We start from the raw sequence: 15765 nt of genomic DNA, 5'->3' as shown, positions 1-15765 counted from the left end.
CCTTTTAATCTCCCTGAGTTGAACAACAATTTATTTTGTTCAATAAAATTTTCCATAGTAATATCTTATAAAAATATTCGTCACAACAACATATTTCCCTTTAAAAAATATCAATTTTTTTCGATTTTTTCTTTGTTTGTTGACCATTTCGTCAATAATATTCGTCTTATGACGGCAATATTTTGAAACAACCTGACACCAAATGCAAAAACTGCTGCTAAATACAAGTCTACACCAAGATGAACACCGAGAAAAGCTAAACTTGCAGCAAGTATTATATTAAAAAAGAATCCCGAAACAAACACCTTTTCATCATAAATATTTTGCAAGTATGCCCTGATTCCACCGAAAAGCGTGTCGAATGCCGCAAGGACAGCAATCGACAAATAATTGGAATATTCTTCAGGAATGCGAATTTCTGTTAATAACCCCAGAATAATCCCAAGAACGAGTCCCATAAACGGAAGCCACATTAGGAATTGCTCCCTTCTTTGACCGGCTCCATATACTTTATACGAATGGAATGGTCATAGGCAGGAATAGTAATAGATGGATTTGGCGCAGAAACATTCAGTCTTAAGTTTTCAGTAAAAAATTCATCCCTTGCTTTTGAGACCTTCATCCGGTTAGATATTTTTTCAGCCGTATTCATTTCATTTACACCAACTTTTATTTCTACAGGTAAACTTCTGATTGTATGGCCATCAATTTTGGTTTCACCATTAATATCCCTAATCACGGTGCTATTAATGATCCTTTGCCCGTCTATTGCGACATATTTCGCATCATACATATTTACTTCATTTAATAATCTTTTTAACAGCTCAGGAGAAACGACTCTTGTCACCGGAGCCCCCAATTGAACACTTTCAATAACAGGTTCAATTTGTAAAGTAATACCAGGCCCTGAAACCTCAGTAAGTCCTGCTTCTGTTTTCAATTCTTCTATTGTTTCCTTTAACACTTGTCCCTTACTTTGATTCCGTTTAGACTCATAGGCTGATAGTTTCACTTCATTCGAACGAATTTCGTTTAGCAAACCAGATTGAAGTTCTTTTTCTTTTAATAATGCCTCGCGGAGCTGCCAAATATCACGTGTATCCCGCTCAACAGGTTTTTTTATCGTTTGGAATTGAATGGCAATCATGAATCCCACTACTGTTGCGATTAAAGTAAAGCTTATATTCATTTTCGGCTTGTCCACTTTTTTCACCTAACCTTATAGAAAAGCGCAAGCGCCCTGGTCAGCGGCGTATGGCCTGGAGCGCTCCAACTGAGATAAAGGAAACACGAAGAGCGTCAGCGATTCGATGTTGACTTATCGTAGGGCGGAGAGCGAAGGACACTAGCCGCTAGGGTGCTGGAGCTAGACAATTCTCAAAGTCGAAATTAAAACTTCTAATTATTAAAGTATTGTGGACACTGATTAACTGCTTATAATAGGATTTAGGACAATTTCATTTATCTTTTCCAGTGTAAAAACAAGATTATCATTGACTAATTGATCCTTTACTCCTCCGGTCAAGTTCAATGCGGACGAGAGAACATCTGGTTCACCTATTGCAGAAATAACGAATGGTGCAGGATATGGAACACCATCAACCGTAATAACGGGACCATTACAAACAATATAGGAATGACTCGTCAACCTTTGTCCATTTATAGCAATTGCCACAGCACCGGAGATATAAAGCTCATTCACCACCTTAAAAACATGATGTTCATGAACTAAATAATTGTTTATATTACTCTCCTTTGGGTCATATGCACCATCAGAAAGAGTAATCTTTACTCCTTTTCCTTTTACCTTCACCTTTCCTAGATACATCCGGTACTTCTCAGCATCTTCAGCTAGGTTTAGGAAAACTTGTGCTTCTTTGGAAAGATCCTTTTCATTTTTAAGAACCTCTTCTTGCTTTTGATTTAACTCCCTTTGAAGCTTTTGATTCGTTTCCTCTTGGGCGATTAATTGATCCCTTAATGTCAGGGTTTTTTCATATTGATTATCCGACATGTCCCATTTTTTTGTTTGATTTTCTTTTTGGGTTAGATGATAGGAAAAGGCCAACATAAATCCCAAAACAAGGAAGACAAGGGACATGATAAAATGCTTACCCTTCACCTTTATCTTTTTCAACTTCTGTTTCCTCCACTTCCGGTTCAAAAGCCTTAAAATATGAACCTACTTCCAAGTCAATGATCCCCTTTTTGCTAGGGTCTAATTGGCTAATGATTGAAGGATAATGGACCATCTTTTCCGAAAAAGTTCTAAGTGTAGCACTTACTTCAAAGCCGTCATTCATAAATAAGGAAATATGATACTGATCAGTTTTTTTCGGAGAATAATGAATTTCAGAAATGGAGTTTAAAATTTCACTTGGAAGAATTTCTAACTCTTTTACCATTTGGTTAAGGACTTTACCTTCGGTGAATTCGAAAAGAATCGGAGAATTAACTGGGATTATTTCCGTTTTTCTATCTTTTAAGATTTTTCCGTTTTCCATAACAGGATAAAAAGTTGTATCTTGCTTAAGATATGCCACCCTTTTATGTTCTTTAACCTGAATTAGGATGGTGTTTGGCCAATGAATGTTGATTTTTGCCTTATTAATTTCGGATAACTGTTCAAGCTTTGAAGTGACATCCGTTTTACTTACTTTCCAAATATTTGTATTATTTGTAATACCGCTTATTTTAATTAATTCACGATCTGAATATACTTCATTTCCTTTAACTGTAATATTTTTCACATGACTCAATGGTGATTGAGTATAGGCGACAACGACAATCATGGTAAAAAATAAAATAAGCAAAAGTACGAGCCTCCTGTTTGCCTTTCGCCGCCTTTGCTCCTTTAATTTTGGTATTCGATCCTCTAGAGCAACAATTTTACCCTTTTCCATTTATTTTTCCTCCAAATAAAAAGCAGTTGCCCTAATTTACTAAAAGCTTGTCCACTAAAACAAGTTAAAGGTTCCTTAGAAAAAGAGAAACAACGGCACGAAAAATCATGCCGTTATTCGTTCCCATTAGTTTTTCCGCGTATAATGTTTATCAGTAATTATAACACAATATTTGTCATTCGTAAGGGATTTCTTACAAGAAAAGTAAGCTAAAATTTTGGAACTTTAATTTGACGCCCTCGACTGTCTTCTTCCGATTATTTCCACTTCTGTTTCCATTTTCACTTCATAAAGACTATAAATGGTATCTTTGACATGCTGGATTAATGCAAGTACATCGCCCGCGGTCGCATTTCCGGCATTAACAATGAAATTGCCATGCATTTCAGAAATTTTTGCCCCGCCAATACTGAATCCTTTTAAGCCGGCAACTTCTATTAGTTTTCCTGCATAATTTGGCAGTGGATTTCTGAAAATACTGCCTGCACAAGGAAAATTCCATGGCTGCGTATCTTTTCGATAATCTTTATTGTGCTGCATTTTTTCAACTATTACAGCTCGCTCCCCAAGCGCAAGCTGAAAAACGGCTTCCACTACAATACCCGGTCGTTTCTTCTGCAGAACAGACGTTCTGTAGGAGAACTCCATTTCTTCATTCGAAAGCCACTCCATCGTTCCATCATCAAATAATATATGTGCCCTCGTTAATACTTTGCTAATATCTGAGCCATGCGCACCGGCATTCATATAAACTGCTCCGCCGACAGACCCTGGGATCCCACTAGCAAATTCAAGTCCCGTCAGCCCTTTTTTACTGATTATGGTGGATAAGCTGACAAGGGAGTGACCGCCTCCGACTGTAATCTCGGTACCATTTACCTCAAGATGACCTAAACCAGAACCGAGTTTAATCACTGCTCCCTCAATCCCTTTGTCAGATACTAATAGGTTGGAACCCCTGCCAATCGCACGCCAATTAAGACGGTGTTTTTTTATCACGGTCATCACCTGTTTTAAATTTTCCACTGATGAAGGCTCAATAAAAAGATCAGCTGGGCCGCCAATTTTTATTGTTGTGTGATTAAGAAGAGGCTCATTTTGTTTCACTTTCCCAATATTTAAATTTTGCAATTCTGTTAAAATTGCGTTCATGTTTACCACCCTTACTTTCAAGATGCGTTTATTTCAGTTTATGCACAAAAATATTTTGGGCTACCCTTGCTTTACTTTTTAATAAGTTGTTTCATTACTGCGTAAAGTCTGCTAGCTGAATCCGGGACACCCATTTTTTTAGCTTTTAGTTTCATGTCTTGTAAATTATCCTTATTCAGGAGAATTCGATCAATGTGATTCACAAGACTTTTATTATTTAGATCCTTTTCTAAAAGCAATTCTGCGGCACCATGATCACTTAATGACCGGGCATTTTTTTCTTGATGATTATTTGTCACATACGGGCTTGGGACAAGTATGCTTGGAATACCAAGTGAAGTAATCTCGGCAAGAGTAGTTGCTCCCGCTCTTGATACAACCAAATCAATTCCAGCAAGAACTTCCGGCATATTGTGAATAAACGGCTTTATCACTACATTGTTTGGACTGCCAACTAATTCTACTTCCTTCTTGACATCTTCATAATGGACGTCACCTGTAATATAGAGAATCTGATAGGGTTTTTCAGCCAATTCAGCGAAGGCTTTCACGACCGACTCGTTGATTGGACGTGCACCACGGCTGCCACCGAAGATGAGGACAGCAGGTTTAGTTGTGCTAAGACCTGCTGATAGACGGCCTTTTATTCCATCCTTGCCAATGACCTCAGAAGCCCGCGGATTCCCCGTGAAAACAATTTTATCACTTGGGAAATATGCTTTTGCTTCCTCGAAACAAATAGCAATTTTATTTACATACCGGCTTAAGAACTTGTTGGTCAGACCCGGTACACTATTTTGCTCATGAATAATTGTTGGAATCCGCAGCTTATGTGCAGCATACACAACAGGCCCGCACACATATCCTCCCGTTCCAATAACAATGTCAGGCTTAAATTCTTTTAGTATTCTTTTGCTGTCCTTCACACCTTTTAGAAAACGAAAAACCGTTTTGACATTTTCGATGGAAAGCTTTCTCTTAAATCCGGTAATATGGATTGATTTAAATGCAATATTTTCCCTAGGAACGATTTTACTCTCCAATCCATTTACTGTACCTATGTATAGAAACTCAGCATCTTTGTTCTCTTTTTGAATTTCTCTGATCAGTGCGAGTGCAGGATAAATATGTCCACCAGTCCCGCCACCGCTAACTACTATTTTCATTTTCTCACCTCTAAAAAGTTGCTAAACACATTCTACTATAAAAACATAAGAAAAAACGCGAATGAAAAAAGAATGTTACCTAAATGTAATGAACTATTTTGATTAAAAATAAAAAGAACCCTGCCACCGAACAGGGTATCATTTTTAATATCTTGAATAACGGCTAATATTTAGGAGAACACCGATAGCCATCAACATCAAGGTTAATGAGGAGCCCCCATAGCTTAAAAATGGCAGTGTTATACCAGTTACCGGCATTAGTCCGGTAACAACACCGATATTTATCATCACTTGGATGGCCACCATGGCGATAATTCCCACAGCAAGAAAGCTACCATATAAATCTGGAGCCCCAAGTGCAATGCGGATTCCACGCCATAACAATAGTGCGAACAATAGCAGGATAAAAGAGCCGCCAATAAACCCTAATTCTTCGGAAAGAATGGCAAAGATAAAGTCTGTTTGTGGTTCTGGTAAGTAAAAGAACTTCTGCCTGCTTTCACCAAGACCAAGTCCGAATAAACCTCCGGGGCCGATTGCATAAAGGGATTGAATTATTTGAAACCCACTGCCTAGTGGATCTGACCAGGGATCCAAAAACGAAGTGATCCTCTTTATTCGATAAGGAGCGGAAGCAATTAAGCCGACAAACCCAGCAACACCCAATAGCCCCAGAAGAGCAAAATGTCTGACGCGTGCACCGGCAATAAATATCATCACCACGCAGGTTCCCATCATAACCGTTCCTGTACCCAAATCAGGCTGGAGCATGATCATAGCAAAAGCAATAAAAGCAAGGCCCAACGAAGGGACAAGTCCTTTTTTAAAAGAAGTAATTAGCTTTTGCCGCTCTGAAAGGTATTTTGCCAGAAAAGCAATCATCGCCAGTTTCATAAATTCTGAAGGCTGAATCGAAAACGCGCCTACTCCTATCCAGCTTCTTGAGCCATTGCGAACATTCCCAATACCAGGTATCAAGACTAGCACTAACAAAACAAAGCAAACAATTAATATGGTTTTGGCCCAAGTTCTCCATGTCCAATAGTTAATGTTCATAATAAAAAACATGGCAGCAACCCCGACCCCGGCGAATAAGGTTTGCCTTTTAGCAAAGAAAAAGGAATCATCAAATTTAAATTCAGCCCATATTGCACTCGCGCTGTAAACCATAATGAGCCCTATTGCCAGCAGCGTGAAAGTGACAATCATTAAAATAAAATCAGGAGTTGTTCTCTTTGTCGGCACCGCTATACACCTCAACCACGAGTTTTAGGGCTTAGCAAGTATAATAAGCTGAACCTAGATCAGGATCTAGTTCCAGGCTATACGCCCGCTGCTTTACAGGCGCTATCGCTTTCCTTTGTACAAGCCCTTATTTAAGCTTATGCACCGCTTCGATAAAAATGTCTCCCCTGACTTCAAAACTTTTATATTGATCCCAACTGGCGCAGGCAGGAGACAATAATATGACGTCCCCCGATTCGGAGTATCGATATGCTTCAGGCACTGCCTTTTCCACATTATCGACACGGTTGATTATTTTTATTCCCGCCTCTCGACCGATCCGCTCCATCTTAGGGGCAGTTTGACCAAAAGTGACTAACACCTTCACATGTTTCAAATAGGGAAGCAATTCATCAAATTCATTACCGCGATCAAGCCCTCCTGCAAGCAGGATCACGGGTGCTTCAAACGCAGCCAGCGCCTTGATCGTCGCTAAACTATTTGTCGCCTTTGAATCATTATAGACCCTTCGCCCATTAACATTAGCAACATATTGCAAACGGTGCCTGACACCAGTAAAGGTTCTGAGCACCTCTTGGATTGCGTTATTTTCGACCCCCGAAAGTTTAGCTGCAGCCATGGAAGATAAGATATTTTCTAGATTATGTACCCCTGGTAAGGCTATTTCATCGATTTTCATTACTTTTTCACAATTAAACATAATCCAGCCATCTCGCAGAAAAGCACCTTCCATTAATTCTTTCTTTGTGGAAAACGGGATGATATTGGCTTTAGATTGGCGTGCGATTTCCATTGTTTCTTCTTGGTCTGCATTTATGATTAAATATTCCAGCTCTGTCTGGTTTTTCGTAATATTCGCTTTAGCACGAATGTATTCCTGCCGTGTTCCGTGATAATCCAAATGTGCATCATAAAGGTTTGTTATAATTGCAATTTTCGGATTAAAAGATTCGATTCCCATTAACTGGAATGAGGATAATTCGATGACAATGGTATTATCCTTTGTAGCCTCTTCAGCCACACCAGAAGCCACTGTCCCAATATTCCCGGCAATTAATGGCTGCTTCTTTCCTGTTTTCAACATTTCAAATAGTAGTGTTGTTGTAGTAGTCTTTCCATTCGTTCCAGTAATAGCAATAAATGGCGCTTCGGAAATTTCATACGCAAGCTCTACTTCCGTAATGACAGGGATTCCCTTTTCAATAGCCCCTTCAATCAATGGATTATGATAGGGAATTCCCGGATTTTTTACAATCAGTTCGAATCCCTCATCAAGCAGTCCAATTGGATGTTCACCACAAATCACCTTAATCCCTTGCCCTAATAACCCTTGTGCTTCGGGATTTTCCGATAATGGCTTTTTATCGTTGACTGTTACAAATGCTCCAAGCTTATGTAGCAAAGTAGCGGCTGTTACACCACTTTTGGCCAATCCAAGCACTAGAATTTTTTTATGTTGATACGATTCAATCTGTCTCACTTACAACCACACCTCGATATAGATACCTAGTATCGCAAATAATAAACCAACACTCCAAAATGTAACGACTACCCGCCACTCCGACCAGCCCACCAATTCATAATGATGGTGTAAGGGACTCATTCGAAAAATTCGTTTCCCTGTGGTCTTGAAAGAAGTAACCTGAAGAATCACGGACAATGTTTCGATGACAAAAACGCCGCCGATAATAATGAGCAGGATCTCAAGTTTTGTTAAAATGGCAATTCCTGCAATGGCACCGCCGAGGGCAAGCGATCCTGTATCACCCATAAATACTTTTGCCGGATGGGCGTTAAAAACCAAAAACCCTAAGACTGCACCAACTACAGCAACCGAGAAAACAGCAATTTCAAAGTTATTTTGGTTCCACGCCAGTACAGCAAATGCTCCAAAAGCAATCGCCGCTGTGCCCGACACCAAACCATCCAGTCCGTCCGTAAGGTTCACTGCGTTTGAGAATCCCACAAGCCAGAAGATGATAAAAAATACATATGACCAGCCTAAATCAATCGAATAATCCCAAAATGGAAGTTTAATTTCTGTGGATAGTCCTGTATGTTTATAGATTAAATAAAAGATAACGGAAATAATAATTTGGCCTAAAAGCTTTTGCCTTGAAGTAAGGCCTAGATTTCGTTTCAAAACCACTTTGATAAAATCATCTAAAAACCCGAGTAAACCGAACCCAAATGTCACAAATATAAGTAAAAATGCTGTAACCGGAATTTGATCCGAGTATTTCCCAATCATGACCAAAGTGGTAATGATGATTGAGAATAAAATCATGACACCGCCCATTGTTGGTGTGCCTGATTTTTTTTGATGTGATTTTGGTCCTTCTTCCCGAATGCTTTGTCCAAATTTCAACCTTCTTAAGAAGGGAATAAAAAGGGGAGAAAGTAAAACTGAAATGAGGAACCCCATGATAATTGTGAAAAAAATAACTTGCTCCTTCATTTTATCCCCTCCTTCCGGCATCATTCGATCGTTTATTTGTCAGCTTTTCTAGTATCCCAGCTATATCATATGATTGTTTGTTTTTATTAAGAAGTTTTTTATTTGAAAATATAAAGTTCGTAATCTCCATGTGCTTAATCGATTCTCCGTCTAATTTTTCATAATAATGTGTTAGGATCTCTTTTACCGCCCAAGCCATATCCGTTGTAAAAAAAACAGGGAAATATGTTGGTGTGTATCCTGGAAGTTTCTCTTCCTGATCCCAGATAGCGGCGATTGCTCCATTCGCAATCGCTTCTAAAAGATCCCCAGATTCCTTATTTATGGCTACAAATAAACCTTTCGGCTGACTGGTATTTGCATGATCCGTAATCGTATGAAACACCATTTCATCCTGGATTCCTTGTTTATCAGGAATCAATCCTGCCACGTCACTCAAAGCTAAATACATACCTATCTCCCCTCAATAGCTTCCCTGGCTACAATTCGGTCATCAAAATCATGAACGACATTGCCAATGGTTTGATAGGTTTCATGACCTTTTCCAGCGATTAAAATAATATCTCCCGCTTCTGCCTGACGGACAGCCGAATGAATCGCCTCTCTTCGATCAGGTATGACTTGGTATGATTTACCTTCCACACCTGTTTCCATTTCCTTTAATATTGCTAGCGGATCTTCACTTCTTGGATTATCCGAGGTGAAAATAGGGTCTGTTGCCCAATTACAGGCAATTTGTGCCATCAATGGCCGTTTGGTACGATCCCGATCTCCCCCACAGCCAACAATGACGAAAACCCGATTCTGCGCGAAATGTTGAATGGTCTTTAACACATTTTCTAGACTGTCAGGTGTATGTGCATAATCAACTATTACCGTAAATTCCTGGCCTGCGTTAACAAGTTCAAACCTGCCAGCCACCCCTTCAACATCTTCGATAGAATGGATGATAGTATGAATCTCAATGCCTGAAACTAATGCAACGGTAATACTTGCTAAAACATTATAAACGCTAAATTTACCAATTAATTGCATTTGAACCGGATAGATGGCACCCTTCATAACAAGATCAAAATTTGTTCCTTTTGGTGTCATTTGAATATTTTGAGCTTGCAGATCTGCCTTCTGATCGATTCCGTATGTAACCACATGTGCAGCCGTTGACCTGCTAAACATTTCTGATGCGGGGTCATCTGCATTTAAGACTGCAAATTTCGGTTTGTTTTTATCGAAGGAGTTGCCAAGCTGGGCAAACAACATACTTTTTGCCCGCTTATATTCCGCCATCGTTTTATGGTAATCAAGATGATCCTGTGTAAGGTTAGTAAAAACAGCAATATCAAAATCACATCCGTGGACCCTGCCTAAGTCAAGGGCATGCGATGAAACCTCCATTACCGCAAGACTGACACCAGCCTCTACCATATGGTGAAATGTTTTTTGAAGTGTCAGGCTTTCTGGAGTTGTGTTTTTTGTCTCCAATGTCTTATCAGCAATCTTCGTATACATGGTACCGATCAAGCCTGTTGTTTTCCCAGTATCGGCAAATATTTTTTCAATCAGGTGACTGGTGGTCGTTTTTCCGTTTGTTCCTGTGATGCCAATTAATTGCAGCCTTTTCGTTGGCTGTCCGTAAAAGCAATCAGCTAGCACTGCCATAGCTCTTGTCGTATCGTTAACAACGACTACAGGTACATCCAGGTCTAACGGACGCTCAGCAAGGATGGCTGCAGCACCATTATTAACAGCAGACGCTGCAAAATCATGCCCATCCACAGTATAGCCATTAATACAAATAAACAAGCTCCCTTTTTGCACCTTCCGGTTATCATTTTCAATTGAAGTGATTTCCGGGTCTTCCCCCATAAAAGGATGGATCGGATGCAAATATTCAAGCAGCTTTTGTAACCTCATTTTCTCTCAAATCCTCTCATAACCGTCCAAAAATCTTTTTATCACTATTTACCTAATTAACCTTCTCTTGAAAGTTCCATCTTATTTTACATTAAAACATTTTATTTTTCCATTTAGTATTTAAAGCTTAATAAAATTTTAGGCGGCGGAACACATTCCGACCGCCCTTTGTTGATTATTCTTCTTATGTCAGCTATTCCCCATTACCGAAATAAAGCCGTACTTTTGAGCCTTCCTTAACCTTTGTTCCCGGTTCAGGTGATTGTTTTACAACGACATCTCCTTCACCACTCGCATCAACTTTCAAATTGATCATTTGCTCTTGAAGTTCGCTTTTTGACAATCCTACAAAGTCTGGCAATGTTAATAGTGGGGTATCTGGCCACTTGATTTTCTTTTCAATTTGATCCTTTCTAGGTTCTATCCCCATCGCACTTAGGCCATCCTTCATTATATTACCGACTATTGGAGCGCTAATGGTTCCCCCAAAGGCGGTGACACCTTTGGGATTATCCACTGCCACATAAACAACAATCTGGGGATCATCAGCGGGTGCAAAACCTACAAAAGAAACGATATAGTTATTTTCTAAGTATCTACCCCCCTGTGCCTTTTGTGCCGTTCCTGTTTTACCGCCAACACGATATCCCTCAACAAATGCTTTGCCGCCTGTTCCTTGCGCCACAACGCTTTCCAGTGCATTGCGGATCTCCTTTGATGTTTCTTCAGTAATCACTCGTCTTTTTTCTACCGGAGTATTTCTCATCACTACTTCGTTTGTAACTGGATCAATTAACTCCTTTGCGATGAACGGCTTGTAAAGAATCCCGCCATTAACGGCTGCTGAAACGGCTGTGACCTGCTGGATGGGCGTTACCGACACACCCTGACCAAAGGCGGTTGTGGCTTGTTCAACAGGACCCACTCGGTTCAAGTTAAACAAAATACCCGTTCCTTCCCCTTGCAAATCAATCCCCGTCTTTTGTCCAAAGCCAAAATCCTTTATATATTTAAATAGCTTGTCTTTTCCTAATCGATCACCTAATTCTACAAACCCCGGGTTACAGGAATTTTGAACAACCTCTAAAAAAGTTTGACTCCCATGCCCCCCTCTTTTCCAGCATTTTAACCTCGCACCAGCAACTTGTACTGACCCTGAATCATGAAAATGATCTCCTTCCAAGTCAACCTTTCCTTCATTCAGTGCTGCGGCAAGGGTAATAATTTTAAAGGTAGAACCTGGCTCATACGTTGACCATACTGGAAGATTCCGGTTATAAACCTCTTGTGGAACATTACGGAAGTTGGCCGGGTCAAATGTCGGTCTGCTTGACATTCCTAATATTTCGCCGCTATTTGGATTCATAGCAATCGCTACAATTCCATCTGGATTATATTTTGCTTCAGCAATATCCAGTTCCCTTTCGATAATCGTTTCTATTTTTGAATCAATCGTTAGTTTCAAATCAAGGCCGTTTACGGGATGCTCATAATCGTCAGCCATATCATTCATTCTTTCACCCTTGGCATTGGCGTAAAATTTTACTGCTCCGCGTTCACCACTTAGCTCTTTGTCGTAGTACTTTTCAAGTCCCATTAATCCTTGGTTGTCCACCCCTGTAAATCCTAGAACGTGGGAAAGATAACTCCCATTTGGATAATGCCGTTTCGAATCTTCCCCAATGTAAACACCTTCAAGATCGAGGGCTCTAATTTCCTTTGCCTTCTCGTGAGATATTTTTCTGCCTTCCTTAATCCGGACGGACGAAGCACCCTTTGTTATGTCCCGATATGCCTTTTCCTTTGGCATATCCAGCACTGCTGCTAACTTTTCAGCCGTCGCTGCCGGGTCTTTTACCTGTTTTGGAATCACATAAACAGTAGGGGCACTAATATTCGTTGCTAACGGTACCCCATTCCGATCAACTATTTTGCCTCGCTCAGGTTCAAAAGGGATATTCCGGCTCCAAGATCCTTTTGCCCCATCAGTCAGCATGTCACCAAGGATAAATTGGACATACCCCAGCCGAACATCAATTATTAAAAAGGTAAGGATGCCAACGAATAGAGCAATCATAAGCCGTTTACGGACAGTTACATTAGAAACACGCATACAATGAATAATCCTCCTTTATCACGCACTGCATTCCATTATCATTCATTTATATGCTTGTACCTGTTCTAATAGAACGTAATTACATCTGTCCACGGTAAAGCAAAAATCCCGCTTAAAAAGCGGGATTAACGATTAATCTTGCACCTTCTTATCTTGTTCTTGTTCATCCTTCGTTTTTCCAGTTTCATCTTCTGTTGTTTTCATTTCTGCATTCCATTGTTCTTCAGGGGTTATTAAATCAACAATAAGGAAATCCCCACTCTTTAAGAGAGTGTTTGGCGTAATATTTTGCTGAGTGACATATCCCTGACCTTTTGAAGTTAATTTTAATCCGGCAATGGTAGATACTTTCATAACATCCCTAAGTGACCACCCAGTCATATCCGGTGCCGTTAGATCACCTTCGGTTTGGATGACTATCCTCTCACCTTCCAAAACAGTCGTCCCGGCTTTTGGCAGCTGTCCAACAACTTTTGTTCCATTGCCAAGCACAACTGTTTCAAAGCCAATTTCTTTTAGATTCTTTACAGCTTCCTCGGTCGCTTGTCCCTTAAGATTAGGTAGTTTATTAACTACAGCCTTTTCAAGCATAGATGGTTGGATATTTAAGTAATGCAGACTGTTCTTCATCACAGGATTAAAAATCATTGAAACAGGAATCGCTCCTTGCCCATAATTTTCTAATCCTTCAGGCTGTTGAACTGCCACATAAACAATTAATTTGGGATTATCCTTGGGTGCCATGCCTAAAAATGAAAATATATAATTATCTGTACCAGTTAAATATTTTCCATTAGGTCCAGGGATATTAGCAGTCCCTGTCTTACCTGCCACACTGTAACCATCAAGTTTATATAGTCCTCCAGTACCCTTTGGAGAGGTAACAACTGTTTCCAATATATCTCTTACTTCCTTCGCCGTCTCTGCAGAAATTGGGGTTGAAACAACCTCTGGTGTCATTTTTTTAATTGTTTCACCAGTATCATGATTAACAATCTTTTCAACCACATGCGGCTTTACCATTTTTCCATCATTCGCAATTGCAGTAGCTGCTTGAATTTGTTGAATCGGTGTAATCGCTGTTCCTTGACCATAAGCGGTAGTGACTTTTTCTATTGGATAGGTATATTGAATTTTTCCTGATGTTTCATTCGGAAGTTCGATTCCTGTTGGTTTATCAAATCCAAATTTAGTTAAATATTCCCTAAATCTGTCAAACCCCAATTTTTCATTAGCAATTCTTGCAAAAGCTGTATTCGAAGATCGTTGAACACCTTCAAGAAAAGTAATCGGTCCCCAGCCGGAGTAATTATGATCATGAATTACTTGAGATTTCTCGGTCACCCGATAGGAACCGGATGGATAGATTTCATTTGGGTTAAACACTTTTTCTTGAACGGCAGCTGCAAGGGTAAAAATCTTCATGGTTGAACCTGGTTCAAATGACGTTTCAATTGCTTCGTTATGCCAACTTTTGTCAATTCCTTCTTTTGTTTTCGGATGGAACGATGGGCGCTGACCCATTGCCAAAATTTCCCCTGTTTTTGGGTCTGCCACTAGTGCAATGATTTTTTTCGGTTTATATTCCTTCACCACATTATCCATGGCATCCTCCAAAAAGGCTTGGATTTTTTGGTCGATTGTCAAATATACATCGTTTCCGTCCTGCGCTGGGGTGATCTTTTCTTTGCCATCAGGAAGAATATAGCCCCACAAATCTCCCTCATAATCAATTTTTCCATTTTTCCCTGTTAATTCATCATTGAAGGCTTGTTCAATTCCCATTTTTCCTTCTACTTTGTAGGTTCCATCCTTTTGTTTGACGTAAGTCCCATCCTTTTTTTTCTCTATTTCAGCATATCCAACTAAATGTGAAGCAAAGATTCCATTTGGATAGAAACGTTTCGAATCACGTGAAAATGTGATCCCAGGGAGCTCAAGGTCTTCTATTTTTTTCTTTGTATCATAGGAAATATCTCTTCCTGCCTTGCCGAATTCGACTTGGAACCTTTTCTTTTCTTTCCCAGTGGTTAGGATTTTATAAATCTCTGTTTCTTCCATATTTATATACTTGGAAAGCTCCTGTGCTGTTTTATTAAGATCCTTTACATGTTTCGGTTTTTTTGGATTCACAGTCATTTTTTTATCTAGAATTGCGATAAGAGTGTAGGCTGCTGTATCCTCGGCCACCAATTCACCATTACGGTCAAATATGATCCCACGCTCGGCTGGAAGGATTCCCTCCCGTCCATATTTTTGCTGAGCTTTTGCAGCAAGTGGCTGTCCGCTAACTTCCCCAGAAATTTGAATCGAAAAATACCTGCAGATCAATACAAAAAAGAGCAGGCCGAATATCGCAAACAATATCGCTGCTCCTACATTCATATATGGCTGTTTCTTGTTCATTTTTTCTGCACAACCTTGACGTTATTTTCATCTCTAAAAAGACCCATTTCCTCTGCCTTTTTAAAAATTCGATCATAGGAACTTAATTCGTTTACTTGTACCTGTAAATCACTATTAACCTTTTTTTGATCCGAGACTTTTTCTTCCACCAATTGAATGTCCTTGTTAACCTGGTAAATTTTTGATTGGTTTGAAACAAGGTGAACTGCCCCAAAACATACCATTCCGGCGAATACGACGCCTATTACTTTTTCCCCTGGAGTAAGCCAGGACTTCTTTATTTTCACTTGACCTTTGTTTTGCGCTTTTTGTTCTGCTTGTTGCTGTTCTAAATATTTCCTGGCAAGATTACTCAACCATTTCCCCTCCAGATTAGTTTTCTATTCTAGCGAAAGCACCAAGGCG

13 protein-coding genes and 1 pseudogene are annotated in these 15765 nt (G+C 39.7%); all 14 read right to left on the bottom strand.

The window, feature by feature from the left end:
• Positions 1–39: 39 nt before the first annotated feature.
• The 14 genes and pseudogenes from G6554_RS01140 to ftsL all read right to left on the bottom strand — a co-directional run bounded on the left by G6554_RS01140 (position 40) and on the right by ftsL (position 15716).
• Positions 40–473 (bottom strand): annotated as a pseudogene (locus tag G6554_RS01140) (small basic family protein).
• The gene (locus tag G6554_RS01135; protein WP_166237882.1) at positions 473–1204 is read right to left on the bottom strand and encodes a DUF881 domain-containing protein; all 732 of its coding nucleotides are present in this window, start codon (positions 1202–1204) and stop codon (positions 473–475) included. The pseudogene G6554_RS01140 and the gene G6554_RS01135 overlap by 1 nt, the downstream one beginning before the upstream one ends.
• A gap of 222 nt (positions 1205–1426) precedes the next feature.
• On the bottom strand, positions 1427–2137 hold the full coding sequence (locus G6554_RS01130) for a DUF881 domain-containing protein (RefSeq protein WP_242637726.1): 711 nt from the start codon (positions 2135–2137) through the stop codon (positions 1427–1429).
• A complete protein-coding gene (locus G6554_RS01125) occupies positions 2112–2903 on the bottom strand; it encodes a cell division protein FtsQ/DivIB (protein ID WP_166237880.1) in 792 nt (263 codons plus the stop codon). Before G6554_RS01125 ends, G6554_RS01130 begins: the two co-directional genes overlap by 26 nt.
• Positions 2904–3128: 225 nt before the next feature.
• Complete coding sequence (gene murB / locus G6554_RS01120; RefSeq protein ID WP_166237877.1) at positions 3129–4055, bottom strand: UDP-N-acetylmuramate dehydrogenase; 927 nt, start codon at positions 4053–4055, stop codon at positions 3129–3131.
• 71 nt (positions 4056–4126) lie between these two features.
• Positions 4127–5221 carry an undecaprenyldiphospho-muramoylpentapeptide beta-N-acetylglucosaminyltransferase gene (murG, locus tag G6554_RS01115; RefSeq protein ID WP_166237875.1) on the bottom strand — a complete coding sequence of 365 codons (1095 nt, stop codon included), beginning with the start codon at positions 5219–5221 and terminating at the stop codon, positions 4127–4129.
• 144 nt (positions 5222–5365) lie between these two features.
• On the bottom strand, positions 5366–6466 hold the full coding sequence (gene spoVE / locus G6554_RS01110; RefSeq protein WP_166237873.1) for a stage V sporulation protein E: 1101 nt from the start codon (positions 6464–6466) through the stop codon (positions 5366–5368).
• Positions 6467–6593: 127 nt separating this feature from the next.
• Positions 6594–7946: a UDP-N-acetylmuramoyl-L-alanine--D-glutamate ligase gene (gene murD / locus G6554_RS01105; RefSeq protein ID WP_166237871.1), complete on the bottom strand. Its 1353-nt coding sequence runs from the start codon at positions 7944–7946 to the stop codon at positions 6594–6596.
• Positions 7947–8924 carry a phospho-N-acetylmuramoyl-pentapeptide-transferase gene (mraY, locus tag G6554_RS01100; RefSeq protein ID WP_166237869.1) on the bottom strand — a complete coding sequence of 326 codons (978 nt, stop codon included), beginning with the start codon at positions 8922–8924 and terminating at the stop codon, positions 7947–7949.
• 1 nt (position 8925) lies between these two features.
• The gene (locus tag G6554_RS01095; RefSeq protein ID WP_166237867.1) at positions 8926–9375 is read right to left on the bottom strand and encodes a hypothetical protein; all 450 of its coding nucleotides are present in this window, start codon (positions 9373–9375) and stop codon (positions 8926–8928) included.
• A 2-nt stretch (positions 9376–9377) separates the two neighbouring features.
• Positions 9378–10838: a UDP-N-acetylmuramoyl-L-alanyl-D-glutamate--2,6-diaminopimelate ligase gene (locus G6554_RS01090; protein WP_166237865.1), complete on the bottom strand. Its 1461-nt coding sequence runs from the start codon at positions 10836–10838 to the stop codon at positions 9378–9380.
• Positions 10839–11031: 193 nt separating this feature from the next.
• Positions 11032–12951, bottom strand: a complete 1920-nt coding sequence (locus G6554_RS01085) for a stage V sporulation protein D (RefSeq protein ID WP_166237863.1) — start codon at positions 12949–12951, stop codon at positions 11032–11034.
• A gap of 135 nt (positions 12952–13086) precedes the next feature.
• On the bottom strand, positions 13087–15360 hold the full coding sequence (locus G6554_RS01080; protein ID WP_166237862.1) for a penicillin-binding protein: 2274 nt from the start codon (positions 15358–15360) through the stop codon (positions 13087–13089).
• Positions 15357–15716, bottom strand: a complete 360-nt coding sequence (gene ftsL, locus G6554_RS01075) for a cell division protein FtsL (protein WP_166237860.1) — start codon at positions 15714–15716, stop codon at positions 15357–15359. The genes G6554_RS01080 and ftsL overlap by 4 nt, the downstream gene beginning before the upstream one ends.
• Positions 15717–15765: the final 49 nt, after the last annotated feature.

The sequence above is a fragment of the Bacillus sp. MM2020_4 genome (assembly GCF_011250555.1).
Taxonomy (GTDB): domain Bacteria; phylum Bacillota; class Bacilli; order Bacillales; family Cytobacillaceae; genus Neobacillus.
Note: the sequence above shows the minus strand (reverse complement) of the source record. Positions and strands in the feature narration are given on the sequence as shown.

Excerpts from the sequence above, each read along its gene's own strand:
- G6554_RS01125 (WP_166237880.1), bottom strand. The coding sequence starts at position 2,903 with ATGGAAAAGGGTAAAATTGTTGCTCTAGAGGATCGAATACCAAAATTA.
- murB (WP_166237877.1), bottom strand. The coding sequence starts at position 4,055 with ATGAACGCAATTTTAACAGAATTGCAAAATTTAAATATTGGGAAAGTG.
- murG (WP_166237875.1), bottom strand. The coding sequence starts at position 5,221 with ATGAAAATAGTAGTTAGCGGTGGCGGGACTGGTGGACATATTTATCCT.
- mraY (WP_166237869.1), bottom strand. The coding sequence starts at position 8,924 with ATGAAGGAGCAAGTTATTTTTTTCACAATTATCATGGGGTTCCTCATT.
- G6554_RS01095 (WP_166237867.1), bottom strand. The coding sequence starts at position 9,375 with ATGTATTTAGCTTTGAGTGACGTGGCAGGATTGATTCCTGATAAACAA.
- G6554_RS01090 (WP_166237865.1), bottom strand. The coding sequence starts at position 10,838 with ATGAGGTTACAAAAGCTGCTTGAATATTTGCATCCGATCCATCCTTTT.
- G6554_RS01085 (WP_166237863.1), bottom strand. The coding sequence starts at position 12,951 with ATGCGTGTTTCTAATGTAACTGTCCGTAAACGGCTTATGATTGCTCTA.
- G6554_RS01080 (WP_166237862.1), bottom strand. The coding sequence starts at position 15,360 with ATGAACAAGAAACAGCCATATATGAATGTAGGAGCAGCGATATTGTTT.